Annotated in this window: 18 protein-coding genes; 17 read left to right on the top strand and 1 reads right to left on the bottom strand. The window is 47.1% G+C overall.

What is annotated here, in order from left to right; genetic code table 11:
• The first annotated feature begins 442 nt into the window (after nt 1-442).
• The 11 genes from DFQ00_RS30095 (at nt 443) to DFQ00_RS06270 (ending at nt 21064) form a co-directional block, all read left to right on the top strand.
• A complete protein-coding gene (locus DFQ00_RS30095) occupies nt 443-3691 on the top strand; it encodes an immunoglobulin-like domain-containing protein (protein WP_167433621.1) in 3249 nt (1082 codons plus the stop codon).
• Between the two features lie 127 nt (nt 3692-3818).
• Complete coding sequence (locus DFQ00_RS06315) at nt 3819-6410, top strand: hypothetical protein (protein ID WP_110895585.1); 2592 nt, start codon at nt 3819-3821, stop codon at nt 6408-6410.
• Nucleotides 6411-6578: 168 nt separating this feature from the next.
• Nucleotides 6579-7142 (top strand): hypothetical protein, encoded by a 564-nt coding sequence (locus tag DFQ00_RS06310; protein ID WP_110895583.1) that lies wholly within the window; start codon nt 6579-6581, stop codon nt 7140-7142.
• Between the two features lie 147 nt (nt 7143-7289).
• A complete protein-coding gene (locus DFQ00_RS06305; RefSeq protein ID WP_110895581.1) occupies nt 7290-7568 on the top strand; it encodes an alpha/beta-type small acid-soluble spore protein in 279 nt (92 codons plus the stop codon).
• Nucleotides 7569-7822: 254 nt separating this feature from the next.
• Nucleotides 7823-9025: a methionine adenosyltransferase gene (gene metK / locus DFQ00_RS06300; RefSeq protein ID WP_110895579.1), complete on the top strand. Its 1203-nt coding sequence runs from the start codon at nt 7823-7825 to the stop codon at nt 9023-9025.
• Nucleotides 9026-9225: 200 nt separating this feature from the next.
• Nucleotides 9226-12927: a SwmB domain-containing protein gene (locus DFQ00_RS06295; protein ID WP_146236120.1), complete on the top strand. Its 3702-nt coding sequence runs from the start codon at nt 9226-9228 to the stop codon at nt 12925-12927.
• Between the two features lie 296 nt (nt 12928-13223).
• Nucleotides 13224-15947 carry a stalk domain-containing protein gene (locus DFQ00_RS06290; RefSeq protein WP_110895575.1) on the top strand — a complete coding sequence of 908 codons (2724 nt, stop codon included), beginning with the start codon at nt 13224-13226 and terminating at the stop codon, nt 15945-15947.
• A 47-nt stretch (nt 15948-15994) separates the two neighbouring features.
• Entirely contained in the window at nt 15995-17155 is a 1161-nt protein-coding gene (locus tag DFQ00_RS06285) for a sensor histidine kinase (protein ID WP_110895573.1), read from the top strand.
• Nucleotides 17156-17159: 4 nt separating this feature from the next.
• Nucleotides 17160-17882 carry a response regulator transcription factor gene (locus DFQ00_RS06280; protein ID WP_110895571.1) on the top strand — a complete coding sequence of 241 codons (723 nt, stop codon included), beginning with the start codon at nt 17160-17162 and terminating at the stop codon, nt 17880-17882.
• Between the two features lie 235 nt (nt 17883-18117).
• On the top strand, nt 18118-18516 hold the full coding sequence (locus DFQ00_RS06275; RefSeq protein WP_110895569.1) for a hypothetical protein: 399 nt from the start codon (nt 18118-18120) through the stop codon (nt 18514-18516).
• Between the two features lie 538 nt (nt 18517-19054).
• Entirely contained in the window at nt 19055-21064 is a 2010-nt protein-coding gene (locus tag DFQ00_RS06270) for a helicase-related protein (RefSeq protein WP_110895567.1), read from the top strand.
• A 246-nt stretch (nt 21065-21310) separates the two neighbouring features.
• Here DFQ00_RS06270 and DFQ00_RS29435 read toward each other — a convergent pair whose 3' ends face one another.
• Nucleotides 21311-21895 (bottom strand): hypothetical protein, encoded by a 585-nt coding sequence (locus DFQ00_RS29435; RefSeq protein ID WP_208643754.1) that lies wholly within the window; start codon nt 21893-21895, stop codon nt 21311-21313.
• On the opposite strand from DFQ00_RS29435, the gene DFQ00_RS29430 reads away from it, so the two are divergent.
• The 6 genes from DFQ00_RS29430 to flgL all read left to right on the top strand — a co-directional run bounded on the left by DFQ00_RS29430 (nt 21887) and on the right by flgL (nt 26278).
• Complete coding sequence (locus DFQ00_RS29430; protein ID WP_208643753.1) at nt 21887-22117, top strand: hypothetical protein; 231 nt, start codon at nt 21887-21889, stop codon at nt 22115-22117. The genes DFQ00_RS29435 and DFQ00_RS29430 overlap by 9 nt on opposite strands.
• Before the next feature lie 260 nt (nt 22118-22377).
• Entirely contained in the window at nt 22378-22782 is a 405-nt protein-coding gene (locus DFQ00_RS06255; protein WP_110895561.1) for a TIGR03826 family flagellar region protein, read from the top strand.
• Between the two features lie 172 nt (nt 22783-22954).
• Entirely contained in the window at nt 22955-23239 is a 285-nt protein-coding gene (gene flgM, locus DFQ00_RS06250) for a flagellar biosynthesis anti-sigma factor FlgM (protein WP_110895560.1), read from the top strand.
• A gap of 11 nt (nt 23240-23250) precedes the next feature.
• Nucleotides 23251-23754 (top strand): flagellar protein FlgN, encoded by a 504-nt coding sequence (locus DFQ00_RS06245; RefSeq protein WP_110895558.1) that lies wholly within the window; start codon nt 23251-23253, stop codon nt 23752-23754.
• A gap of 20 nt (nt 23755-23774) precedes the next feature.
• Nucleotides 23775-25331: a flagellar hook-associated protein FlgK gene (gene flgK, locus DFQ00_RS06240; RefSeq protein WP_110895556.1), complete on the top strand. Its 1557-nt coding sequence runs from the start codon at nt 23775-23777 to the stop codon at nt 25329-25331.
• Nucleotides 25332-25357: 26 nt separating this feature from the next.
• Nucleotides 25358-26278 (top strand): flagellar hook-associated protein FlgL, encoded by a 921-nt coding sequence (gene flgL, locus DFQ00_RS06235; RefSeq protein WP_110895553.1) that lies wholly within the window; start codon nt 25358-25360, stop codon nt 26276-26278.
• Nucleotides 26279-26287: the final 9 nt, after the last annotated feature.

Raw genomic sequence — 26287 nt, 5'->3', positions numbered from 1 at the left:
GGTTCAAGAAAGTGGCGGTACGACTGGTTTTGAACATGATACAAACCCGCACTGCACCAATACATAAAGAAGTTCAAAACTTTTTTTGCGGAATGCGCAACTTTTTGAAATCTACTGCGTTTAAGATGTAGAGTCAAAAACATTGGGGAACTTGCCAAGATTGACCTCGTGAAGAATCTTGTCTATTTATTAGAAAAAATTGCTTTACGGCACGAGGGACCCATTGTATAATACGTAAGGTAGGATTAGGAAACTACTCTATTTACGTGTGATTTCATTATTATTCTAGGTAACAAGTTTCTGTGATATGCTCACAGACATCATTTATATTAACTTGCTCATGACTCTGGAAAGGGGGTGCGACAATAGAATGAGGAACACGAGCGACCCTATTAAAGAAAATTCCAATGTTATGAACACCCAAGGAGGAGAAAAAAAGGTTATGAAGAAAATTTTATCCGTAGCATTGTCTACAGCAATGGCATTCTCAATGTTTGCTTCTGTAGCATTCGGTGATACAGCAGTAACACCGCAACAACAATTTGATGCATTGAAAGCAAAAGGTATCTTCACTGGTTATCCAGATGGTACAGCTGGTCTGAACAAAGAGATGACTCGCGCTGAGTTCGCTAAAGTTATCACTAAATTGCTCGGCCTGAAAGAAATCACTGGCCAACTGTCTTACAAAGACAAAAACTACACAGCTAAAAACTGGGCTGTACCTTACATCGAAGCAGTAACTGCTGCAGGTATCATGGAAGGTAAAAACAAAGAGAAAGGAATCTTTGACTTCAATGGCAAAGTAACTGTAGCAGAAATGGCTACAATCCTGACTCGTGCTCTTGACCTGGAAGTTCCAGCTGAAACTGACAACAGTGCTCCAGCATGGGCTAAAGGTTACGTTCAAGCAGCAATCAACGCTGGTCTGGTAGACGCTAAAGCTAACTTCAGCGCTAACGCTTCCCGCGAATTGCTGGTTGGTGCAGCTTACTCCATCGATCAAGCTCAAAGCTTGAAAGTAACTAAATACGAAGTGAGCGAAGCTGGTAAAGTTGTTACTTTCACAATCAGCGACGGCCAAACTGTAAAAGTGACTTTGGATAAAGCTCTTGAAGCTAACAAAGAAACTGAAGTGAAATTCACTTACAAAGACAAAGCTTTCACTGAGAAAGTTACTTATGTAGTAACTACAGCTACTAAAGTACAAAGCGCAACTGCAACTAACCTCAAAGAAGTAGTCGTTAAATTTGATGGTAAAGTTGATAAAGATTCTGCAGAGAACGTAACTAACTACACTCTGAAATCGGGTAAAGTGATCGACAGTGTAACACTTTCCGATGATCAAACTTCTGCAACATTGCTCTTGAAAGACAGCGTGTTGACTAACAATCGTACTGACGCGGTATCTGTTTCCAACGTTAAAGCTGGAACAGCTACAGTTAGCGCAACTAATGTTGAATTCACAGCAGTAGATAACGTTCTTCCAGAAGTTACTTCTGTACAATCTCTGGGAACTAAATCTGTGAAAGTAGTATTCAGCGAGCCAGTTAAAGGTGTAAGCCAAACTAACTTCACTTTGGATGGCAAAGAATACTTCGGTAAAGTAACTGTAAGCAACAACTTCAAAACAGTTGTATTGACTCCATACAGCACAACTGCATTGGCTGTTGGCGATCACAAACTTACAGTAAGCGGCGTTAAAGACTACGCTGACTTTGTATCTTTGGCTTCCACTCACGATATCAAAGTGGTAGAAGATACTACTGCTCCTACAATCACTGAAGCAACTGCAACTCTGGAAAGTGTAACAGTTACTTTCTCTGAAGATGTAGATGTTGACACAATTGATGCTGCTAAAGTTTACTGGAAATCCGGTGACAGCAAAATCACTGCTGAAAGCAAAAAACAATTGGCTGATAACAAATGGCAGTTCACTTTCGGGGTTAACAAATCCCTTCCAACAGGTTCTGTATCGATCTTCGTTGAAGGTGTGAAAGACTACTCCGGCAACCAAATCGCAGCTAACACATCTGTTGTTGTGACTCCTGTAATTGACCAAGTACGTCCTGAAGTTGCTTCTGTAACTACTGACGATGCTCAAACAATTAAAATCACTTTCTCTAAAACAGTCCTTGAGTCTAGTGCACAAAACAGCGCTAACTACACTGTAAAAGACAAAGATGGCAAAACTATCTCTGTTCAAGAGGCTAAACTTGACGGTACTGACAAAAAAGTTGTTCGTGTGAAATTGTACACAAAACTTTCTGTTGGCGATAACACACTGACAATTCAAAATGTTAAAGACGACACTAAGTTGCAAAACACAATGGTTGACTACACTAGCAAAGTAAACCTTGTTGATAAAGCTGCTCCTGTAAAAGAGTCAGAAACAGTTAACAGTAAAGAAAAACGTGTAGTAGTTAAATTCGATAAGGCAATGGATGTTGCAAGTTTGACTAACTATTCCAACTACCTGGTTACTGTAGATGGAAACAATCAAGCTTTGACTCCTGCGATCGCTGAAATCACTCCTATTCAAGATGCTTCTGCAGTATCTATTAAATTTGCAGAAAGTCTGAATGGAAAAACAGTTGTATTTGGAACAACAGCTGCTCAAGGTGAAACAGCAATTTCTAACTTGACATTGTTGGCACTGAAAAGCGCTAATGGTACTGTGCTGAATGACTTTACAACACCTGGATCTCCAGCAACTAACATTATTACATTGACGGATACTTCAACTGCTCTTGTTGCTAATGAAGCTGAACTGGTTGACAGAAGAACTGTTAAAGTTAAGTTCAACGCAGGTATTAATAACTATACTTCCATTGCTGCTTTCGAAAACACTTCTACTGCAACTAATGCACCAGCGGTATCAAGTGTTGAAGTTGATGGAAAATCAACTGTTACTGTGAAATTTGCTTCTGATATTAACACAGATGCAAGTAACGTAACATTGAAAGTTAACTATGCGAGCTTGATTACTAATGCAGGTAACCCTGGATCTGGTGACCTTCCATCTGTAGCAATCAAAGACTCTGTAAAACCAGTTGTAGTAGTTCCTGCTGGTGATAAACTCGAGGTTACTAATGGAACAATTACTGTTAAATTCTCTGAGAAAGTTCAAGCTTTGAATAATGATCTTGCTGCAGGTGCTTTCACAGTAGTCCGTGACAGCGACAGACACCCACTGAAAGCTGGATCAGAATTCACAGTTACTCTTAACGCAACTGAAGATGCATATGTTATCAATTTGCTTGATGCAGCTGATCGCAACCAAGCAACAAGATACCTAGTATCTGTTCTTGACAATAACATCATCACTGATAAAGCTACAAAACCTAACTCTGTTGCTGCATTCAACGGAGAAAGTGGACCTGTAAATGCTGGTCCTACTACAAACACTGCTGATGTAGCAGCTGCTAAAGCAGCTCTTAGCTTGTCAGTGAATAACCCTACTGCTGCTGCAACAATCACTCTTCCAACAACAGGTACTAACGGAACTGCAATTGCTTGGTCTGGAACTGATGTAAGTGGTAATACTTACACTGCAACAAGACCAGCAACTGGAAATCTAGATGCATCAGTTGTTATTACTGCAACTATCACTAAAGGTACAGCTACAGAAACTCAAACGTTTACTGTAACTGTTCCTGCTGATGCTGGTACTGTAGCAGTAATTAAAAACTAATAATTAGTTTTGAAGCAAGCTAGGATGTCCTAGCTTGCTTTTTTCTTTTTACGACAACATCGTAACTTTCTCCACTCCCCAAACGTTTATACTGTATAGCAACAAGCAACTTATGGGAGGTTTGGAAGTGGATCAGAAGAAAATGGTCGTGAGCTTGCTCGCGAGTGCGATGTTGATCAGTTCAACGACGGGTATGGCGATGGCTGCCAATACAGCAACAACAAAGTCATCGGCTGCCAGTAGCAATAGTAATGCAACGAAGAAAACAACAGCCCCGAAACCGGTTGTACATACACTAGGCAATTTATCGCCTGTGAAGGTGACTGCACGCAGTACCGTAAGATTGACGGATGTGAACATCCTGGCTCAGGACGATGGTAATGTCGTGACCTATACGCTGACGTATCAGAACAATGATAGTAAACCATTGATGATGATTGATTATTGGAGCAAAGTCAAAACGAATGGTGGCACCCTGTTCTCACCTAAGCTGATTGCGAAGGATCAGGAGAAGAAGTCGATCTCGCCTGGTTCAACGGTTGATCTTACTTATGTGATGAAAGTGGGTCGTGAAGTGAAGCTGAGTGACCTGAACTTCCTGATTGTAAAATGGGATTTCAGTCAAGCCAACTATGAACGTACGCTGGGCAAGTTTAACGTGCCAGCCTCCTATAGCATTACTACACCTGTGGGTAAACCCAAGACCGTGCGGTTGAGTGATTCTGCCGTGAAGGTTAAGGTCTCGGGCATCAAAGTATTCCCAGGTGAAGATAAGAATCAGTATGTGAAAATTGGTGTGAATTTAAACAATATTAGCTATAAATTGTTGGAGAATCCGAATATCAAATGGATTCTGCGCACGCCAGGTGGGGCGAACTATCCATTGACCCCGGACAAGGATAGTTCACCGGTGAGTATCCAAGCGCAAGCGAACAAGTCTCTAGGTCTCATGGCTTCTCTACCGACCTCGGTGAAGCTGCAGAAGTCCGAGCTGCTGCTGGTTGAAGAGCAGGGGGAAGAGAAAAGTGTACTTCCTGTAGCGGCTATGCAGCTGCCTGAAGCGAGTAAAAGCAATGTGAACGTAGCGGCGAACCAGCCGAACATTATATCCATTGATGGACAGCCGTTGTCCACTTTGTTAAGCTCATCCCGAGCTCGTATCGAGGATGGGGAATATACGTTAACGATGCAGATGGTGTTCAAAAATGAAGGCAAGAAAGCAATCAAGGTGCCAACGTATTCCTTCGAGGTACGTACAGAGGATGGAACAATTAATCCGATTGATACGAAAGCTCTGGACAACCTGAAGCTTAACCCGGGCGACATCAAAACGGTGAAGCTAAGTGGCACGTTCCAAGGTGATGGAGATACCAGCAAGATGAAGCTGTACCTCATGAGCCCTAAGGACAAGGCCGACAGCACAGATTCGACAACGGCAACGCCGGCGAACGGATTGGTATTCTCTTATCCTGTAGGTGTATACACGATGCCTGAGGCGGTATCGGGTGGAGATGGACTGACTACAGAAACGGTTATCAAAAACAACAAAGGTACGTTTGGTGTGTCCATTGGCAGCCTGCAGCGTTTACCTTGGCTTGATACGGACATCATTGCGGCCAAAGTCACCATTCGAAATGCGTCAAGCAAAACGGTGCAGCTACCTGAGCTTGAGGCGATGTTTACGATTGACTCGGCAAGAATTGACGGAGATAAAAAGTTAATCTACACGCAAACGGGAAAACTTCTGGGTGCTGGTATGACAACGGAAGCATATCTGTTAACGAAGATTCCTTCCGACCTGCGGATGTCCCGTTTGGAGCTCAGCCTGAACGAAAAGGTCAGTGAAGAGGAAACAAATGAATGGATTACCCTGAGTACCTCGGGCCTGATCCAGCCGGTGTCCTTCATCTCCAAAGGCAAAACGTACACATCTGGTACAGGAGATAAAGAGACAGAGATGGGTGCACGTCGCACCATTCGCTATCCAGGGGCTTCATCGGATATCGTGTACACGGAGTTTGAGATGACCAATAAATCTCTGCGTCAGAGTGGCCTTGGCAAGCTGGTTGCTTATTATAAAACGGCAGATGGGCAGTATTATCGTGCTACGGCGAAGCAATCCGAGCGTCTGCCTGGACCTGGACAGAAGTCCATTGTGACGTTCTGGGCGAAGCTGCCGAAATCCGTTACGTTCTCTGACCTGAAGCTGGTTGTGGGTGAAGGGGTAGCGGATGGTAAGTTTGTCACTGGTGAAGGTGATGCAACGGCTTATGTGAATGCGATGGCCTTTGAGGTACCGCCAGTATCCATTAATGTACAAGGTAATCTTAGCAACATTGATCTCTATCCATATAGCCTGACAGCGAACAGCGTACGTGCTTATCTGGCGGGTAGCACATCTGTACAGATTGAGATGAACTACAGTCTGTCGCGCAGCGAAGAGATTGAGATGGGCGAGAACGAGCATAAGCTGATCCTCACCTTGACGGATCAGGCTGGTAAATCGTATGAGAAAGAATTGACTTTGGGTACAGACGTCAAGGTAGGCAAGAACCAAACGTTGACATGGAGTGTTGAGGACAGCTTCTTTGAGAAGCTACGTGGCGGTTCGTATCGCTTGAGCGTAGATGATCAGTTCCAAGGGCAGCGTCTACGTCTGGCAGAGCAAGTCTATGGATATGACCTGACGAAGCTTCCTAAGGAAGAGCCGAGTATGTAAGACAGGGTCATACTCTCTTCAAGGCTGCATATGTCTTGCATTGATTCATAAAATAAACACAGCACACCTCGCTTCCCCATTGCAGGGGAGCGAGGTTTTGCTTGTCCCACCGCTCTTTTTTCTCTATAGTTAAAGTTAATAGATTACCAGAGGAGGAACATATTACAGATGAAGTCTTATATGAAAGTATCTCTGGCCGCACTGGCAATTGGTGCAGGTGTATGGATTGGGGCGGTATATAACGATACAGCCACTGGCGCAGGTACAAGCCAGCCGGGGACGGCAGATGATCCGGTCGTGACGAAGAGTTACGTCGATCAGCAGATTCAGAAGGCACTTGGGGGTAACGCCGGAACGAAACCGGGCACCTCTACGGGCAATAGTGGATCAGCAGGAACAGGAAGCACGGGCGGCTCCAGCACCGATCCGGGGCTTCCTCCGCTGGTATCGGGTGCAACAGATTCCATTGAAATTGTAACCGTGAAGCCGGGTCAGCAGCTGCTCGGTAAATCAGGCGCGGAGTTCATTGTACGCAGCGGTAAAGCTGTGATCGTCAGTGAGGGTATAAATGGCGTAGCCGATCTGACGGACGGGGTGGACCTGACGAATGGTCAGGCAGCGCCGACCAATCACCTGCTTTCTTTTCCAAAGGATGGACGGGGCATTACGGTGCTGGACGGTAACAAATACAGCCTGACGGTGATGGTACGCGGTGGATATACGTTGAAATAGGTTGTGTAGCAAGATCCGGTTTTATTCATCATCATGGTACGGGATTGCTCAGATTACCCAGTTCTAACAAACATTAATACGGCTAGCCGGATATGTTCTTGTTCACTCTATATATGTAGACAAATCACAGCTGGAGGTGCAGGAACGATGGCTAGAAGTAATAAGAAGGTTGTACCGGAAAGTCGTCAAATGCTCGATCAGATGAAGTATGAAATTGCGGCGGAGTTTGGTCTGAATGTGGGCTATGGCGGACGCGGTAGTCTGGCAGGTGCAGATACGGAGTTTGGCGGGGAGCTTGGCGAGATAAGTGATCATTCCTACGGGCAGTACAAAGGGTGGGGACATCTCACTTCCAGGGAGAATGGTTCGATCGGTGGAGAGATTACGAAACGCCTGATTCGTCAGGCAGAACAGCAGCATCTGTAGCACTCATACGTTACATGTCCTCAATTGACACCACTTGACAAATACGATAAGATGGCAGTTGAGGTATGCAACCTTTTCCACTAGGGAAAGGTTGATTTTTTGTTGAGGCAATTACCTGAAAAATCCTTGTCTTCGTGAATGCGGATCAGTATCCTTATTATACTGTAAAGCGCCTTCGGGAGTATAGTGAACGAATCGCCGTTATGTTTTGTTCGGGCAATCGCCATACTATGGTTATGGGAGGTTGAAACTTCATGTCTATTAAAGGCCGACATCTATTTACATCGGAGTCTGTAACTGAAGGACATCCGGATAAAATCTGCGATCAGATCTCGGACGCTGTATTGGACGCATTTCTTGCGAATGATCCAAACGCTCGCGTAGCATGCGAGGTATCGGTGGCAACAGGCCTCGTGCTTGTTATTGGCGAGATCAGCTCTGCCTCTGAGTATGTGGACATTCCTGCCATCGTGCGGAATACGGTGAAGGAAATCGGGTACACGCGTGCCAAATACGGTTTTGATTATAATACATGTGCGGTACTGACATCATTGAACGAGCAGTCCGCTGATATTGCACAAGGTGTCAATGCCGCCCTGGAGCATCGTGATCCAGAGCAAATGGCTCGTGAAACAGAGAACATTGGTGCAGGTGACCAAGGTCTGATGTTTGGTTTTGCAACCAACGAGACACCTGAGCTTATGCCGCTGCCAATCGCTTTGTCTCACCGTATCGCTCGTCGTCTGGCGGAAGTGCGCAAGAACGGAACACTGGATTACCTGCGTCCAGATGGTAAAACACAAGTGACGATTGAATACGACGGTGACAAGCCGGTTCGTGTCGATACAATCGTAGTGTCCACGCAGCATGCGGAAGAGACAACCTTGGAGCAGATTCAGAAGGACATCAAAGAGCACGTCATTCTGCCTGTTGTGCCAGCTGAGCTGCTGGATGAGCAAACCAAATATTTCATTAACCCGACCGGGCGTTTCGTGATTGGTGGACCTCAAGGGGATGCAGGCCTCACTGGACGGAAAATCATCGTAGATACATATGGTGGTTATGCACGTCATGGCGGCGGTGCGTTCTCGGGTAAGGATCCGACTAAGGTAGATCGTTCTGCGGCTTATGCGGCTCGTTATGTAGCGAAGAACCTCGTTGCTGCGGGTCTGGCAGACAAAGTGGAAATCCAGCTTGCTTATGCGATTGGCGTAGCGAATCCGGTATCCATCAACGTAGATACTTATGGAACAGGCAAAGTCAGCGAAGAGAAGCTGGTGGAGCTGGTACGCAACAACTTCGACCTTCGTCCGGCTGGCATCATTCGTATGCTGGATCTGCGTCGTCCAATCTACAGACAAACGGCTGCTTACGGTCACTTTGGCCGTACAGATCTCGATGTACCTTGGGAACAAGTGGACAAAGCAGAATTGCTGAAATCACAAGCAGGCCTGTAATACGAGATAGGGTAAAGTAGTGGTGATATAAAACCTTTGGTTCCTTCTGGAATCAGAGGTTTTTTGTTGTTGATTTCCCAAAAATAAAAACCCTGTAATTTCCAATTTGTTAAAATAAATTCCCAATCTGACCGACATACATATAGAGGTCTGAATATCAGACATAAGGAATAAGGACTGAGGGGAAAGGATGGGTGTTTGTGAACAAATGGGCCCGTAAGGGATGGATCGCACTATTGGTCGTCATGTTAGTAACACAGAGCTTGCCATTCGGCTGGACAAGCGGTAATACCGCTTATGCCGCAGATGATCTGGTAGGGAAGGGCATTAATGTAACATCACCTGTTGTTAATGCACAACAGGCAGATGGAACAAAGCCCCTAACGATAGACTTCATTAAACCCGTGAGAAAAATTTCGACAAGTACAGAATTGATTAGGGTGCTTCGAGTTCAGGATGACTCAGTAGTAACCCAGATTAAGGTGACAGACCCGGCTGTGACAGTCATTCCAGATAATGAAATCACGGATGCCGGTTTGGGAAAACGTGTGCAAATTCAATTTCCTCTTACACTTCCTGGCGGATCATTTTATGTGACTGTGGGTGGACAATCTTTTGTAAGCGATGATGGTCAGCCGGTAGAAGGCCTAAATAAAGAGTGGACTTTTCGAACAGCTGGAATAGGAACGGCACAAGTAACAGCACAGAATCCTGTCAATGCTGCTACGAACGTATCGGCATCTTCCAATATTCAGCTTACATATGACCGGGCAATGAAAACAGGGGCAGGTAAACTCCAAATTTATCGTGGAAGCACACTTACTGAAGAGATTGATGCCTCTTCCTCTCGGATTAGCTTTAATGCAAGCAGAACTACCGTAACCATCGATCCCGTTAACAATTGGGCTAATAACAGTACGGTGTACGTGGCAGTTCCTGAGGGATTTTTGCGTGATGATCTCGACAATGATACGGCAGCTATTCAAAGAGGGAACTGGGGATTCAATGTGATATCTGATCCTACGGCTCTGACAGTGTCGAGTGTATCTCCTGCCAATGGGACAACAGGAGTATCCCTTTCTGGTGAATTCTTACTTACCTTTAATAAAGATCTTGATCGTAACATCGCAGGGTCTGCGGTAGTCAAAAATGCTAATGGCAGTATCGTGCCTTCTACTACCTTAATCAGTACGTCCAATGCTCGGCAATTACGCATTATTCCGCAAGCAAGCTTGACCAGCAACACCGTATATACTGTGGATATCCCTGCAAATGTTTTCCGAGATCAGACCGGCAATCCATTCATGGGTTTAAACGGAGGCTCATCGTGGTCGTTCAGAACATTAACCGTTGATACGACACCGCCTGTGCTTAAAACAGCCAAAATGTACAGCAATACAATTATTCGTCTCACGTATGATGAATTACTCTCCAGTTATGATTTGTTCGCATCAAGCTTCACTGTAACTGTGAATGGAGAGAACCGTAATGTAAGCACAGCTTATATATCTGGAGACAGTGTATATGTCGTTATTGATACAGGAGTTGCCGTAGGACAGGTAGTACGTGTAGCGTATACCGCTGGTACAGGTACTCGTAAAATACAGGATTTGTCCTTGAACGCTGCGGCTTCATTCGGATCAAGAGATGTCGAGAATAGTCTGGATTCCATTATGTCCAAACCTCGGGAAGGAACGGCTTACTACAGTACAATAAGTCTTTATTATCCCGAGACAGTGTACATCAGTTCGAGCGATGCAGTAAAACAATTTAGTGTAACAGCAGATGGAGTATCTATAGCCATTAACAGCATGTCAACGAGTAACAGTTCACTGGTTACGCTGAATTTAAGTCGTTCTGTTGATAATGGCCAAGTGGTACGCGTGTCTTATGCTCCTGGTGCATGGCCTGTAAAAGACAGCCGCGGTCAAGCCTTGGCAGGGTTTACTGATTTCTATGTACGTAACAGTATTGACACCAAGCCTCCTGAATTCAAGAATGCCGAAATTAGTGGGAACAAGATGTGGATACGATATAATGAGCCACTTAGCCGGACCAATAAACCTCTTAAAAGCCAGTACTCTGTCCTGGTGGACGGGAAAGCCGTTTTTGTAAACGACTTCGAGATAGAAGATGATCTGATCACTTTGACTCTCGCCAGCAGTGTGGCAAGTACACAGAATGTGACCTTCTCGTATGTGCCCGGTACGCTGCGTTTAACCGATTTGAATGGTAACCCGGCAGGCTATGTAAATCTTGCTCCTGTGACCTATACCTTCGGGAATGGTAAAATTTTGTCAGCTACTCTTCAGGGGGATAAAGTTTTCATCAATTTTCGTGATGTGCTTCAGGCCCAATCGGCTATAAGCCCCTCTCAATTTAATGTACAACTCGGTGGGACAACCATCAATGTGCTTAACGTTTCAATAGCGGGTTCAATTGTGACCTTGAACCTGTCCAGCGCGGCAACTTCAGGACAAACAGGTTCAGTCAGTTACGCCCCAGGAGCGGTACCCTTGCGTGATGGGCTGAATAATACAATTGAAGCTTTTGGACCGCTCGCTTTACAGCAAAGCAGCAGTTCAAACACGAGCAATCCCAATAATAGCCGTCCTTCCTGGCTAACAGAGCAAGATTCATCCCGTTATGGTCAAGCGCTGCTTGTTATGAGCAGTGACACTGCTTCAAATGCATTAACGATGAGTCGAAATAATCTGTCCACAAGGCAGTTTAATGTCGATTCAACAAAGCTGTTACAGGCGTTCGAATACGCAAAAGCTGCAGGAAAGACGACTCCGCCTGTTGTCTTTGAAGTGGACGGAGACGAGTCATCAGCCTATGTTGGATTTCCACTTAGTGCACTGACTCAGATTTTATCAAGCCATCGAACGGGTTCAATCGGGATTAAATACGGGGATCGATTGTGGACCGTTCCTATGACTAATCTGGATGTATCCTCCATGATTCAGGCTTTGGGTACGGCGACTAATCTCGGATCGTCATATTTGTATGTGCAAATAGAGACTGTACCTGTATCTTTATCAGGAACCTTGGATGGAATGTTGATTGCTGCCGGAGCACAGAAGCTGGGAAACAATACAAATGTGTACCTGTCGGCATTCAATGCTAATAACAATCAGCGGGTTGAGCAAGATATCAAGAGTCAGCTTTCTATCCAGTTGTCTGCTAAAACAGATATTCTTACCTCGGGTCTGACATATATTGATCCGGTTACATTACTTTTGGCTAACGTTCCCCATACTTTTGTAGCAGCTGCTAATGGGGTAGTTATTAAAGGGTACTTAAACGGAAATCAGACAGTGGTGCCAGTCATTCATCCCGTAAGTTATCAGGATACAACGAATCACTGGGCAGGTGCAGTTATCAAAGAGCTGTCCTCTAAATGGATTATCGGAACCTCCAATGGTTCTTTCTATGGCCCTGACCAGAAGATCACTCGAGCAGAATTTGCCGAATTGATTGCTAAGGGACTAGGCTTGAAGGGCGATCAGAACGCAGCTCGGCGTTTCCGGGATATCCGTGGTGGAGATCTGACGAGTGCTTATATCGGTGCAGCAGCAGAGGCCGGAATCGTTACGGGGAACACAGATGGTACATTCAAGCCGGAAAGTGCAATTACCCGCGAACAGATGGCGATCATGATGGTGCGTGCTATGAACTACGGTGGTCAAACCGTATCACTGCAATCCTCTGCGGCTACGACCTTGTCCAAGTTCAAGGATAACAAAAAAGTTCAATCCAAAGATTCTGTTGCCAAAGCGGTTCAAGCGGGCATTATTCAAGGCATGACAACGAATACGTTTGTACCTCAAGGCAATGCAACTCGGGCACAGGCAGCGGTTATGCTGAAAAGAGTTCTGGATAAACTCGGTTACCTGTGAGGCAATAGAGTCAGTTATATAGCTTTATACTTTAGTTATCATATGGAGGCGCTTCGAGAATGCATATTTCTTGAAGCGTCTTTTTCTCGGAGATTGCAGATTACACAGAGAATAGGAGTCTTATGCATTAAACAATAGCCAATTTATGCCTGATTGTTGGCTTTCGGCGTAACTTTTTCCACAAAAAACAGTCTATTAATAGAAGAGTATACTAGGGGTCGCTCTATGGATTGCTGCCTGGCAGCATAGATGTGATATCTAAGATTGATATACAAGATGGGAGAGACGTTTCGAACATGCTGGGGAAACATGGGAAACAGCTGGAAGACGTAAAGCATAGCAGAGTAAAGAAGTGGGCCATCGTAACATTGGCGGGAGTCATCTGGATTGCACCAGTGATGAGTGCAGGTGGACAGATGTGGTCGGGTACATCCTGGCAGTCTGTAGCAGCGGCGGCATCCACAAATACTAGCAAGCTGAGTGAAGAGATTCTGACTTCGGGTGCGAAGCTGATGAAATACAGTTATACAACGACACGTTCAGGCTCGAAGGTAAATGTACTTGCAGATGTCGTACAGGTGGATTTGCAGAATCCGTACGTGAAGCTGGACGTAATGACAGGTAAGGGCAACAAATTAAATAGCAAACAAAGCACGGGCGGTATGGCCAAGGAGAACGGTGCAGTAGCTGCGGTGAACGGGGATTATTTCAACGTATCCGGGGAGCTCGCACCGATTGGCGGACAAGTCTCTGACGGGGTATTGGTGTCCACGCCTTCGGAGCTGAAGGGCATGTATGCCCTCACCGTAACCAAAGATGGCAAGCCGATGATCGACGAATATTCATTTGATGGCACAATTCAGGCACAGGATGGTTCAACCTTCGCTCTGCGTGGGATAAATAAGGAGGACTATACGGTTGAGACGGGTTCAGGTCCATACAGTCATGCCAACTCCATGTATATCTATACACCTGCCTGGACGTCAACCAAACGTCCGAACGATCCATCCACCACGCCGACGGAGGTGCTTGTGCAGAACGGTGTCGTTACACAGATTTCGGATAAAAAAGCATTAAATATGACTGTACCGCAGGATGGCTACATTCTACGGGCACATGGAACTGCGGCAACCTGGGTTATGAGTCATCTGTCTGTTGGTCAGACACTGAATGCAGACTATAAGCTGGTCGCCAAAACGACAGGACAGTCTGTTGATCCAAGCAGTCTGGAGATGATGATCGGTGGTCATACGATTCTTGTCAACGGCGGCCAGGCGACACCATTCTCGCGGGATATTGTTGCATCCGGTATTGGCGGGGTTCGTGCGAGAACAGCGGTAGGTTATTCTCAGGACGGACGTTATGTGTACATCATTGCAGCGGAGAAAAACAGCAACAGCAGCGGCATGTCACTGACCGAGCTCCAGTCGTTTATGACAAGCATCGGGGTGTGGAAAGGCATGAATCTGGATGGCGGCGGTTCGACCACGATGGTGACACGCCCGCTCGGGGAACAGTCGGCCAGTCTGACGTTTAATACCGAGTACGGTACAGAGCAGCGCCAAGTGGTGAACACACTCGGTGTATTCTCAACAGCACCGGAAGGCAAGCTGAAGGGCTTTGCGGTAAGTGGCAGTCAGACATTGCTTGCGGGGCAGGAAGGCAAGTATACTGCGAAAGGGTATGACACGTATTACAACCCGATTGCCACAGGCAATATTCCGTTGACCTGGAAATCAAGCAATAACAGTATCGTAAGTGTAAGCAACGGGACGGTCAAAGGTGTGAAGCCGGGCACAGCTACGTTGACGGCAACAAGCAGTGGCGTTTCCTCTTCACTCAAGGTTACGGTGCTGGGAGGCAGTGAGCTTGCTTCTCTGACGGCAGGATCAGGTCTTGGTTCGCTCAAGGCGGGCACAACAGTTTCGATTCCAGTGACCGCGACAACGAAGAGTGGGCAAAGTGTAGCTGTACCGGCAGACTCTCTGACTTGGGAATTCGTAGGCTTTAAAGGCAAGGTGGCAGGAGATCAGTTGACGATATCGTCAGTGAATGACGGGGCACAGGTTGGTTATGCCATCGGTCGTTATGACGGGTTCAGCACGGTCGTTGTGCTCTCGGCGGCAGATAGCGAAACGATCTGGGAAAATTTTGAAAATGTGAATTATCCGATTAATTTTACAACGAATGCGGCAGGGGTAACAGGTTCAGCTACACTCGTTGCAGGAACGGATGAAAAGGCTGGCTCCAAGGTGCTGCAGCTCAGCTACGACATGACCGGTGGAACGGGGAAAATGTATGCTTACGCCCAGCTGAATGGTTCAGCAGGTCGTGATGTTTCTGCTTCTGCAACCTCCATGTCTATGGATGTTATGGGTGACAAGAGTCTGAACTGGCTGCGGGCCGAGTTTACGGATGCCAAGGGCAAGACGGTATATGCCGATCTGGCCAGAGCGATTGATTGGAATGGATGGAAAAAGCTGAATGTGGACCTGAACGGCCTGAACATCGCTTATCCGGCGAAGCTGAAGCGTGTATACGTCGTTAACGTGGAAGAGGGTCAGGATGAGCGTGCGATGACAGGAACGGTGGCATTTGACAATATCGCCTTCACGATGCCATCCAAGTCAAGCGAGGCTGGATTGCCTACGGGAACAGCTTCTCTCGTGCTTGGACAGAAGTCGATGAAGGTGAACGGTACGACAAAAGCGATTGATGCAGCACCCGTCATTAAAAATGGAACAACATATGTGCCCATCAAACACGTACTGGATGCCTTCGGCGGACAGGCGAGCTGGGACAGCAAAAATCAGCGAATTACCGTGATTCGCGGCAGCAAGGTGATCGATCTGGTGGTAGGTCAGAAGGAATTTGTTCTGAATGGCAAAAGACAGAGCGCAACGGTTGCACCTTATGTAAGTGGGGGTAGGACTTTAGTCCCTCTCAGACTCGTTTCGGAGCAGCTTGGGCTGACTGTAAAATGGGAACAGAACACGAAGACCGTTACCATCTCATCGTGATATGGTATGATATATACCGGAAACGATAGAAATGGAGTCGAACAAACGTGGATTTACAAGCCGATGCCATAGACCGCGTCATAAAAAACGCCATACAAGTCATGGAAAACAGCAAATATCAAATGTTTGAAATCTTGGACTCCACTCGTGAAGAGCTGAAGACGCTCAACGAGGAGTTGAAGACGGTGCTGAAGGAGACGGCGGAAACGATCGAGAAAGTAGATCAATTGGAGCTGAATTACCGCCGTTCCCGTATCCGGCTGACGGAGGTAAGCCGCGACTTCGTCCGTTATTCGGAGCATGATATCAAGCAGGCATATGAGAAAGCGACACAGTTGCAGCTGGATCTGATGATTTATCGTGAGAAGGAAATGTATCTAAAGGCCCGCAGGGATGATCTGCAGAAGCGTGCCAAAAATGTGGAGGCTTCTGTGGAGCGTGCCGAAACGATTGGTTCGCAGATGGGCGTTGTGCTAGAATACTTGTCAGGCGAGTTAGGTCAAGTGACCCGTATCATCGAATCTGCCAAGAATCGACAAATGATAGGTTTGAAAATTATTCTGGCCCAGGAGGAGGAGCGGAAGCGTATTGCTCGCGAAATTCATGACGGGCCTGCGCAGATGCTTGCCAATCTAGTGCTTAGGACGGAAATTGTAGAAAGAATGCTCATTAAGCAGGATTTTAAGATGGTCCAGGCCGAAATAGTAGATTTGAAAGGCCAGGTTCGTTCAAGTCTTGAAGAAATGAGAAAAGTTATTTTCAATCTGCGTCCTATGGCACTGGATGATCTGGGATTGATCCCGACGCTTCGGAAGTATGTGCAGGATTTTGAAGTAAAAACAAAAATCCGGTCGCTTTTTGAAACAAGAGGCAAGGAGCATCGTCTCTCTTCTGCAATGGAGGCAGCGATCTACCGCCTTGTGCAGGAAGGTCTGTCTAATGCTGCCAAGCATGCTTATCCCACGTATGTTGTCGTAGAAATTACATACCAGGCTCAGCTCGTCAAAATTGTCGTACAGGACAATGGGCTTGGGTTCAAACCGGAGCTTCTTGCGAAGAAAAGCAAGGACCACAACCACTTCGGTCTGATCGGGATGAGAGAACGGGTTGAACTGTTAGAAGGAAGAATAGAGATTGAATCTGCAGAGAACCAGGGAACCAAAATAGTCATTCATATCCCGACTAACGTGGATAAGGGAAAGGAGTAGCAGGATGGAAAACCGTGATACTGGAAAGACAACGATTAAAGTTCTTTTGGCTGATGATCATCAGCTGTTCCGTGAGGGCTTGAAACGCATTTTAAATATGGAGGACGACATTGAGGTCATCGGTGAATGTGGGGATGGCATTCAGGTGCTCGAATTCTGTAATCAGGAAAAACCGGATATCGTTCTGATGGATATCAACATGCCTGTAGAGAACGGGGTAGAGGCTACCGAGAAGCTTCGAGAGCTGTTCCCGGATGTGAAGGTTATTATTCTGTCCATCCATGATGATGAAAGCTATGTATTCGAGACCCTCCGTAAAGGGGCGAACGGGTACTTGCTGAAGGACATGGAGGCAGAGTCGCTGATCAATGCGATTCGTTCCGTGCATGAAGGACATGCATTTATCCACCCTAAAGTAACAGGCAAACTGATTATGCAGCTTCGCCGCATGACGTATCTGAATGAAACGGGTGCAATGAGTGAAGGAACAGCGAAGGAAGCTGGCGTTAAATTTGTGGCGGGTGACAACAATCCACTTACACGCCGTGAGGCCGAAGTGCTGCGTCTGATGGCTGAAGGTAAGAGCAACAAGATGATTGGCGAATTCCTGTTTATCAGTGAAAAAACGGTCAAAAACCATGTCAGCAGCATTCTGCAGAAAATGGAAGTGGACGACCGTACACAGGCAGTTATCAACTCCATTAAATATGGCTGGGTTACGCTCTAGGACTCTGTTCGTTAACCTGTATCCACTCGCACCCTTTCCAGCAGCTGGATTGGTTTGCGGGTTGATGGACTTTATCACTGCAAATGAACAAAGTGACTGGGTATGCTGAACATCGGTTCAAGTCTGAGCGCTGACCAGGCATTCGTTGTAACCCTTCGGAATACGCAGCATATACTGCTGTATACAGGGATGTTCGCCATGGGTGAGCATGACCTTCCGAGGAGGTGCAGTTGCCATGGTTGCTCATTTGACTATGATTCTGCTTATATACTTCCTGGCGGCAATGGCCGTTCATGTTATGCACCAGCGCCATATTTCCCGCCCGGAGTCCGAAGGCTTCGAGCAGATTCTGCTTATTCCTTCCAATCAGGCAGGACGGATTGAGGGCATTATTCGAGCACTTTGCCGGGAATTATTATATCGTGGAAAGAGCTTCACATTAACAGTGGTCGCTGATCATCAGGATGCAGAGACGATGACGATTATTGAGAAGATGGTGCAAAAGCAGGGTCTGGAGCTGTCTTATCTGCCGACTGTGCCAGCAGAGCTTGAACGCAGCAAGCAGGCGCATGGCGGTTATCGTCTCATTGATCTGCGCAAATCCAGTGATGAAGCCGAATTCAGGCAAGCATGACAATGATATGATGCAGATGTTGATATGCAATTCATATGCATAAAGATTACAGCGCTATGCTGTAGTCTTTTTTTTGTAATTGTAGCCAAGTCTGCCTTTAAAATGAATATGGGTTTTATTGCAATCTATGGTTAAAGACTGGATTTTTTTGCTTTGGATTAGGTTAGAAGAAGCATTTTGAAGTCAGAAGTCTTAACTTAAAAGTATAGACTGAGAAAACTGGAAAAAGTTGCGCTAATTTCAAAGGAAAATTCCAAGCGGTGGGATAACATACTGGATGCATGGGTTGCATTGACTGCTGTGTGAGATATCCATATAATTGAATTTAAGATAATTTTAGTTTCATAAGTTTTGGAGTTGGGAAGTGAGGTCGCCTTATTCACTTTTGAAGTGAATGGGCATCACCTTTACTTAGGGTATAATCATATTTGTGAAACGACAGGGACATGAAGCACATGCTCCGGCGAAGCCGCCGGTGGTATGTGCTTTTTTGCATTTCTGGATGCATCTTCAGATAGAACGAGGGAGGAGTTGCGCAATGAAGGTGGCGTTGTATGTGTGCCGCACAGATGAGCAGTGGAGCATGATTATATCTCTTGATATTCAGGTGGATGTGGTGTGGTGGCTGGAGGGGGTGAATGGTCGGCAGGTTCATCAGTGGCTGGTGCTAAGCTTGCAGCTTCCATTAAGTCAGGCCGCGTGGCTTGTAGAGCAATTTGTGCCTGTGCGCGGGATGAATCAATGGGATGTGACAGCGTGGCAAGGTTACTTGAATGCCAGACTGTATACGTATGGGCTGGGCTCAGGTGAGATGAAGGCGAGAGAAGCTGTGGCCATGGGAGCGCGAGATTGGGGAGAGGAAGGGAGTGAATTGCTCAGATTGAGTGATGGTGGAGCAAGCAGATGGAGTGCTGGTGAAAGGGAACCTGGTGAAAGGAGACCTGTTGCTGGAGCTTCAGGAAGAAGTGCTCCAGCACAGGCAGTTACCGTGGGCGGCATGCCCAAGGCCTATCCCGCCGAGCATTGGGCTCAGCTCGAGCAGTGCGCAGCTCTGCTGGCTGAGCGCATGAGCGGCCGCCAATTGCTGGCGGCCGAGGCCGAGGCGCTGCTGGCGGCGGAGCCCGCCATGCCGCCTGGGGGCTGGCGCGCGGCTGCGCAGCTCGCGCGCTTGCATGGGCGGCTGCAGCTGACAGCCGCCCTCCAAGGGCCTGCCACGCGCCGCCGGCTCGCGTGGCTTGGCCGCGCGCGAAGCGCGCCCCGCTGCCACCGCTGTGGCAGCGAAGCCAGGCAGCGCGTGCCCTGCGCTGCCTGCGGCCTGGCGGCGTGCGCCTACTGCGAGGCATGCCTCGCAATGGGGCGCAGCCGTGCCTGTGCGCTGCTGCTACGCAGTGCAGCGCAAGGGGCCGTGCCCGCACGCGGCGAAGCACCGCGGGGCACGGCCCTGGCCCCCACCGGCGGCGGACTCGCCCGGTGGGGGCTAAGCGCAGCGCAGAGCGCAGCAGCAGCCGCGGCGCTTGCGTTTTTGGCCCGGCCCCCCGCAGGGGATGGGCCGGGGCGGTTCTTGCTCTGGGCCGTGACCGGGGCCGGCAAGACCGAGATGATATTCCCGTTGCTCCAGCGCACACTGGATCACGGGGGAAAAGCGCTGGTCGCTACACCTCGCAGAGATGTTGTACTGGAGCTGGCTCCGCGTCTGGCGAAAGCCTTCCCGTACACCTCGCTTGCTACGCTCTATGGCAGAAGCACAGAGCGCTGGAAAGACGCGCAGCTCACCCTGGCGACCACTCACCAGCTCATGCGCTTTTATCGCGGCTTCGATCTGGTTATCATCGACGAGCTGGATGCCTTTCCGTATCATAACGATCCCATGCTGGCTCACGCTGCCGCTTCTTCCTGCAAGCCGGATGGACATTTCGTATATTTATCGGCTACACCGCCAGCCCGGCTCCAACGAGAAGCCGCTCTAGGCAAGCTCGCGCATGCCAAAGTACCTGTCCGTTTCCATCGGCATCCGTTGCCCGTACCCAAGCTGCTGCGCATGGTAACCGTAGCCCAGTGCATCAAGCGTAAACAGCTGCCCGCTCCCATGGTGCGCAGCATTCGCTCTTCGCTAGAGCGCGATGCACAGGTGTTTGTTTTTGTAACACGGATCGCGCAGATCGAAGCCTTTGTACAGCTGCTGCGCCGAACCTTTCCAAATATCCCGATTGAAGGCACTTCATCGCAGGACGAGGAGCGAGCCTCCAAGGTCATTTCGTTTCGCGAACGCTCCATTCGACTGCTTGTGACCACTACCATTCTGGAGCGGGGAGTGACGATCCCGCGCAGCGATGTGTTTATTTTGGATGCAGACAACGGACTCTTTGATGAAGCTTCATTAGTGCAGATGGCTGGGCGGGCCGGGCGTTCGCTGGATGATCCGGCAGGTCGTGTCATATTTGCCGCTTCGCGCCGGACTCGTTCCCAAGTCAGAGCGGTATCCCAGATTCGTAAAATGAATGCCATCGCCCGCCGCAAAGGCTACCTGCACCCACCTGCCTCAACATAATGAATCATGACTCATCGTACTCTCCGCTGTACTTGAGAAGGCTCTCTACAGGATCATCGTTCATACAAAATAAATCGTGTTTTCGCCAACATGAATCTTTTCATTAAAATGAGCAGCCTCTTCCTCAAGCTGTAATGAATCATCGTACTACCACAGTCATTACATATTTAGGATGTTACATTGTATAGAAAGGAGCCCTGCTTCATGCTGAACTACATCTCCCATTTCTTCGAGCGTGCGCAGCATCTAACCAGACATCTTCACCATCTGCTCGGCCCGCCCGGCTCCTCCTGCCTGACCTGTGGCACGCGAGCGGTCTTGTCCGCACGTTATCCGGGAATATGTACACGCTGTGTGCAGCAGATTCCATGGGTTCGGCAGATTCGCTGCCAGCGTTGTGGTCGGGGAGTGGGGTGCCCGGACTGTGTGCGTCCGCATATGCAGCACCGCTCCTTCGTCTGCAATCGCAGTGCCGTCCAGTACAATGACCTGATGCGAGAATGGATTAGCATGTACAAATTCAGAGGACACGAGCGCTACGCCCCGCTGCTCACGGCACTTCTGCTTCAAGCCTTTCAAGCGATGAGTGAAGAGCTGACCCGTATATGTGGAAAAGAAACCCCAAAGCCGCTCTGGCGACCTGACGCGCTCACCTATGTTCCCGTGAGCGAGGAGCGCCTGGCCGAGCGCGGCTTCAATCAGGCGGAGCGGCTGGCAGCAGGGCTTGCCGCAGCCGCTCGGATACCCGGTGTTGATCTGTTGCAGCGCCAGATCAACACCGGGAAACAAAGCTTCAAGTCTCGCGCCGAGCGATTCGAGACGATGAAACATGCTTTCTCTATTCATCCTGACGGGCTTAACCTCTTGAAAGATATTTATCATGCTAAAGGCCATGCGGGTTCTCAAAGCCCGATGCCAGTACAGTTACTTCTAATTGACGACATCTATACAACCGGCAGTACCTTGGATGCTTGCGGGCAGGTCATTTTAGCGGCTGCAGGTCATGTTGGTATTCCTTTGCGTATTTACACGCTTACATTAGCAAGATCATGATTTGTAGTGTTCACTTTGCCTTGTTAGATTTTTTCTGTTCACTCCGTTTTTCTCTAAAATACAGTTAAACGCGAATAATATTTTTCTCAAGGTAAATATTTATGTTCCATAGCAGAGTTTAGCTATAGAATATCTTGCGTATATACGCAATGCACCACATTTAATATTTGTAAATAATATATGGACTTCATATGAGAAAATAAGGTAATCTATAGGTATTAGCTAGTCGGGAAAGCGAGATTGAGAGGGGAGTTTTGGCGATGAATTTAGGAAATTGTCCTCGCTGTGGCAGATTATATGCACTTAATTTTCGAGATGTATGCTCAAACTGTATTAAGGAAATGGAAGTGGAGTATCAGACTTGTGTAGACTATCTGCGCGAGAATAAAGGCGCTAATATACAGGAATTATCGGATGCGACGGAAGTCTCGATCAAAACGATCACCAAGTTTATTCGAGAGGGACGTATTTCCATCGAAAACGCGCCAAATATGATGTATCCTTGTGAAGTATGCGGAATGTTGATTCGTGAAGGTCATATGTGTGATTCCTGTCGTACACGATTAACGAAAGATCTGGCTAGTGCTGCTCGTGAAGTAGGTCAGAAGGAGAACAACCAAGTAGGCGGACGAACCTACAATGCTGTCGACAAACTACGGGACTAATAGGAACGTGGTCTTAAATCCGAATAATGCTATAACAAATGTTTTGGAACGTACCGATAAACTTATTAAAGATTATCGGTTTTTTTTATTATCCTACTCGTTTTAAACACATAAAGATAAAGAAAGAAAAACGTAAATCGTCACATTTTAACTGAAAGGAAGTGCACTTCGAATGAAAATCAATGAACCAAGTCGAATTGGAGCCATCAATTCATATCAGAGGAATGTTGAATCCAATCCGCAGGCTGAAACCAAGAAAAGCCGCCGCAAGGACGAAGTATCCATTTCTCCGGAGGCGATGAAGATGCTTGAAGAACAAGGACGTACGCAGGATGCGGGACGATTGCAGCGGCTTCAGGAGCTGAAGGAGCAGGTTGGTTCAGGAACGTATCAGGTAGACAGCAGTAAGCTTGCCGACAAGCTGCTGCCGTATTTCAAGTCTTTTGATAAGGAATAGGTGATTATGTAATGGCAGCACTGGACAGATTACTTGCAGTTTTGCAGCAGATGGAGCAAAGTCACCGTGATATGCTGGCGCTCAGTCAGGTCAAACGAGAGGTCATCGTTAAAAATGATGTAGACCAGCTTATTGCTATCATGAATAAGGAATCCAAGTTTATGAAGCAGCAGGAGCCACTTGAGACGGAACGACAACATGCTGTCCATGAACTGCTTCAGGAGCGTGGCATCAAGTCTATGCTGAACCTGAATATTACCGAGATTTCCAAGCTGATCTTTGATCCGGCTGACAAGCAGCGATTGTTTGAAGTTCAGAAAAGGCTGGCGGGAACATTACAGGAGCTGAAAGAAATTAATCAATTAAATCAAAAGCTGATTGAGCAATCGCTCATGTTTATTGATTTATCAATGGACATTTTTGCTTCGAGGCCAGAACAGGATGCAACTTATCAGCATCCTGCTGATAAGCACGGCAATCCAGGGCGAATCGGTCTGTTCGACACTCGTGCCTGATTAAATTAGGGGGAAACCAGGTGACATCTACATTTCATTCTATTGAAACGGCTAAACGAAGTTTGTTTACGCAGACGACCGCTCTTAGCACAACAGGCCACAATGTAGCTAATGCGAATACAGAAGGGTACTCCAGACAAAAGGTAAACATGCAGGCATCTATTCCTATGGAGCCGTTTGCATTCTTGCACAGTACAACACCGGGACAACTCGGTACGGGGGTAGAATTCGACTCCATTACACGTGTACGTGAGAAATTTCTGGATGACCAGTATCGCAATGAAAATACCAACTTCGGAAGCTGGTCCATTCAGCGGGACACACTAGAGAAGCTTGAAGCGATTGTGAACGAGCCGTCTGATACTGGTTTTCGGACCGTTATGGATAACTTTTATAAGTCCTGGTCTGATCTGAGCAAAAATCCTGAGGACGTAACAGCACGCAGGATCGTTAAAGAAACAACGCTTGCACTCACCGACGCGATGAACCAGATCAGTCGTCAGCTGGATAATCTGAATAAAGACTTGAATAATAACATTGATGTGAAGGCAAATGAGATTCAAGGTTACCTCGGTAACATTGCCAATCTAAACAGTGCAATTGTAAAGGTTGAATCCCTTGGAGATAACGCCAATGACTTGCGCGACCAACGTGATTTGATGGCTGACAAATTATCCAAAATAATAAATATTAGCGTGCTGGATTCTCCGCAAGGTTACGAGATTCAGATGGGTGGGGAGATACTTGTTGCGGGTGCAGGTCCAGCAGAGACCGTGGATGCTGCATTCCTAAATAATGCTTTTACCGCAGGTACACTTACTAATGGTGAAGTTCATGGCATGATTAAATCAAGAGACTCTTTAGTGTCAGATTACCAAAAGCAAATGGATACCCTTGCAGATACTCTTGCAAACGGTGAAATTTCGCTTACCATTCCAGCAGGGTCCGTTTTGCCAGATAACACAGTGTTGGAGGGCGTTACCTACACGGGAACATCGCGGACGCTAACTTCTGACCTAAAGGTTACAGTTAAAGGTCTCAATGGCCTGCATCAACTTGGATACAGTTTAAGTGGCGGTACTGCCCCAGGTGTTCCGTTCTTTACTGCAGCGGGTGGGGGAACGACTATTACATCTGGCAATATTTCATTAAATGCCGAGATTCAGGCAGATCCGAATAAAATTGCTACCTCTATACGTACGACGACAGATACCTCTGGTACGGAGAGTCTGGTAAAGGGGAATAACACGTTAGCTATTCTTATCGCCAACCTCAAAGACACGCCTATGAAGACAGCTGATGGTCTGCGAAATGCAACAATTGGTGCCCAGTTCAGTGCCATTGTTGGACAACTTGGTGTCCAGTCACAGGAGGCTGCTCGCCAGACAGCCAATACGGAATTCCTTACTCAACAGGTTGAGACTCGGCGTCAATCTGTAAGCGGGGTGTCCTTGGATGAGGAAATGGCTAATATGATTAAATTTCAACACGCGTACAGTGCTTCTGCCCGTTTTATGACGACATATGATGAACTGCTCGATAAGCTGATTAACTCTACGGGTACAGTAGGCAGATAAGGAAACGGAAGGGGGGACTTCAGGCAATGAGGATAACAAATAATATGCTAAGCTCGCAGCTGCTGCTGAACTTGAATCGCAACGCACAACAGATGAATAATACCCAGACACAGATGGCAACAGGCCGTAAAATTAACAAACCTTCAGATGATCCTGTAGGCATTACCTATTCTCTTCGGTATCGTGCTGAGTTATCTTCCAATGAACAGTATCAGAAGAATGTGGATAGTGCGACATCGTGGCTGGATTTCAATGATACCGTTATGGACCAGGCTGGTAGTATCGTACAGCGACTGCGTGAGCTGACGGTTCAAGCCTCTACTGGTACGAACCCTCAGTCCGCTCTTGATAGCGTCAAGGAAGAAGTAATGCAGTTAAAGGAGCAGCTTATTGACGTAGCGAACAGCAAGCTTAACGGTAAATACATTTTCAATGGTGAAACATATGATATTAAACCATATCAGTTCACCAAAGATGCGGACGGAGCTTCAGATACCACGGATGCGGCTTCGGTGCTCACGGATACAGGAAAGATTAATTTCATTGTGGGTGAAAGTGTGCAGCTGCCGATCAATGTAACGGGTAACGAGGTGTTTGGCAGCGAAACGGAAGAGGATAATCTGTTCGTGGTTTTAAATAACATTATTGATGCATTAAAAGACGGTGATCAAAAAGAGCTTTCCAAACAATTAGGCACCATTGATAGCAGAATGGACAAGATGCTTGCGATCCGTTCTGAAATTGGGGCTAAAACGAATCGTATTGATCTCATGATGGGGCGTCTGGATGATTTGGGTGTGAATTTGACAGATCTTCAGGCCAAGGTTGAGGATGCAGACTATGCTGAGCTCATCATGAAATCCAAAATTCAGGAAAACATATATAATGCTTCCCTGTCAGCGGGTTCCAAGATTATATCACCTTCTCTAGTGGACTTCTTGAGATAAAAGGGGGAG

This window comes from Paenibacillus barcinonensis (assembly GCF_003217495.1).
Lineage (GTDB): Bacteria > Bacillota > Bacilli > Paenibacillales > Paenibacillaceae > Paenibacillus > Paenibacillus barcinonensis.
This window is presented reverse-complemented; position numbering and strand designations above follow the sequence as displayed.